Source organism: Massilia sp. Root335 (assembly GCF_001425685.1).
In the GTDB taxonomy this organism is placed as follows: Bacteria; Pseudomonadota; Gammaproteobacteria; order Burkholderiales; family Burkholderiaceae_D; genus Telluria; species Telluria luteola.
In genome coordinates, this window is sequence record NZ_LMCY01000036.1 from 59,539 (window position 1) to 61,716 (window position 2,178).

The 2,178-nt window shown below is 66.1% G+C and carries 2 protein-coding genes; one reads left to right on the plus strand and one right to left on the minus strand.

The annotated features are described in order from the left end of the window. The first annotated feature begins 72 nt into the window (after nucleotides 1-72). Nucleotides 73-981: a hypothetical protein gene (locus ASC93_RS19625; RefSeq protein WP_056446216.1), complete on the plus strand. Its 909-nt coding sequence runs from the start codon at nucleotides 73-75 to the stop codon at nucleotides 979-981. A 145-nt stretch (nucleotides 982-1,126) separates the two neighbouring features. Here the strand turns inward: ASC93_RS19625 and ASC93_RS19630 are convergent, their stop codons facing one another. Further along, on the minus strand, nucleotides 1,127-1,945 hold the full coding sequence (locus ASC93_RS19630; protein ID WP_082548185.1) for a DMT family transporter: 819 nt from the start codon (nucleotides 1,943-1,945) through the stop codon (nucleotides 1,127-1,129). Nucleotides 1,946-2,178 lie beyond the last annotated feature (233 nt).

A 2,178-nucleotide genomic window follows, 5' to 3' on the forward strand; every position in this document is an offset into this window, starting at 1 on the left:
CCGTCAGGCTGCCGGCGAATTTCAGTTAGAATAAATTGAGTGTTATTTTAACAACATAAAAGGGACCGACGCATGCTACAGAAACGCAAAACCTTGAAGCAGTACGCAGCACGACTCGATGATACGCCCTGGCTTACCGTGTCCCGTTATGCCTGGGGAGCATTCTCGGTGATCGCAATCGCGGCACTGGTCGCGCCCGCGGCCTGGCGCCCCACGGTCAAGATGCTGGGTCTGGCCATGCCGCTGCTCTTTTTTGCGGCCAAGGATGTAGCGCAGCTACCCCGAGTCCTTGTCCTGATGCGTGATTTGCGATGGCAGCGTGCAGGAGCCCTTCGATACGTTTCGGCCTGCTTCCCGCCGGCGCTGATAGGTCTTGCCCGCGTTGATCGTGAATTATGGCGAGGCTTTTTCGGGTGGGTGCGTCGTCAGCCAGCCGCGGCGCGTCCGGCCGGCGTTAAGCTGAGCGTCGACGAACGCAGCGCATATTCGACTGTCGTCGCATTGGGTTTACTCTCCACGCTTGTCGAGCTGCCCATCGATGCGGCGATCCTGCCTTTGCTCATCGCCGATCCAGTCGCGGTCAAAACCATCCACCTGGCGGCCGTCCTGTCCGCTGCATACGGTGTTGTCTGGCTCCTGGGCGACCGCTGGTTGGTTCGAAGCGGCTATCATGTTCTTACCGATACCCACCTTGATCTCCAGGTCGGCGCGCGGGCCAAAGCGCTTATTCCGCTTACAGCCATCGAAGACATCTCTCTTTTGCGGGAGTCGATGGACGAGTGGCGCGCCAAACGCTCGTTAGGTCATGCAGATACGGTCAACGTGACCCCATTCGACAAGCCGAATATCGTCTTGTGTCTTGCGCCGGAAGCCGGCTGCGTGATCACCCATCACGGCCTCGCCCGAAACGAAGCGCGCTATATCTTCCTTTACCTCGACCATCCGGGCAAATTGATTGCCGCGTTAGCCCCGATGCCTTGACCGGCCGGTTAATCCGGAACCGAAGACGCGATGTGCTCTTGCATTGGAGTCAGCATGATCGGATGGATGATGTGCGTGGCCGCGCTTGGATTGGCCCGATTGTAGCCGCCAGCAAGCGCCCGGTGCACGGATCTTGCCGGCCACCCTACCCCCGCCCGCGCGCCCGGTCCGTCAACACGAGCGCAATGCCGCCGAGGATCGCGACGACGGCCACCGCAAGCCGCGGCGTGAACGCCTCGTCCAGCCACAACGTCCCGCCGACGGCCGCGATCACGGGCACGGACAGCTGCACGCTCGCGGCCTGCAGCGCCGTCAGGCCGCGCAGCGCCGCGTACCAGATCACGTAGCCGAGCCCCGACGTCAGCGCGCCGGACGCGATGGCGAGCGCGATGCCGGCGGCGTCCGCATGGGCGCGCGCGGCGAACACGACACCCAGCAGCAACGCCAGCGGCAGTGCGCGCAAAAAATTGGACGCGGTGGCCGCGAGCGGGTCCGGCACGCCGCGCCCGCGCAGCGAATACGCGCCCCATGCGGCACCGGCAACGGCCATCAGCGCCGCGCCGGCCAGCGGCGGCGCCGCGACGCCCGGCAGCACGAGCACGACGAGGCCCGCGGCCGCCAGCGCCAATCCCATCCAACCGGGCAGCGCGAACCGCTCGCCGCCCGCGAGGCCGACGGCGAACATCGTCAGCTGGACGGCGCCGAACAGGATCAGGGCGCCCGTCCCCGCCGGCAGCGTGAGGTAGGCAAACGAGAACGCGGCGACGTAGGCGAACAGCATGGCGGCGGCGCGCCAGTCGGCCTTTGCCGCGGGACGTGGCTTGACGCGCATCGCGCAGATCAGCACGAGCGCGCCGGCCGTCACGCGGACGGCGCCGAACGTCGCGGGATCGATGTGGCCGTCGCGCACGGTATCGCTCAAAGCAGCGCGGCACAGCAGCGAGTTCGCCGCGAATGCCGCCATCGCGAGCGCCGTCAGGACGATCGTGGCCGATGTCGCGCGCGCCACGATGGTCCGGTCAGATGTCGAGGTGGGAGATCAGCAGGCGGCGGCGTTCGCTGTCGCCGTCGCCCGCGGCTTCGCCGGCCGGGCCGAGCGAGATGCCGACGGCCATGATGTCGATGAGGAGCAGCTGCAGGATGCGCGAGATCATCGACAGGAACGTCGTGCTGTCCTCGCTGTGGTCGACGGCGAGG

Bases quoted from the DNA above. Each gene is read 5' to 3' on its own strand.
- ASC93_RS19630 (WP_082548185.1), bottom strand. From the start codon at position 1,945: ATGGCGGCATTCGCGGCGAACTCGCTGCTGTGCCGCGCTGCTTTGAGC.
- ASC93_RS19625 (WP_056446216.1), top strand. From the start codon at position 73: ATGCTACAGAAACGCAAAACCTTGAAGCAGTACGCAGCACGACTCGAT.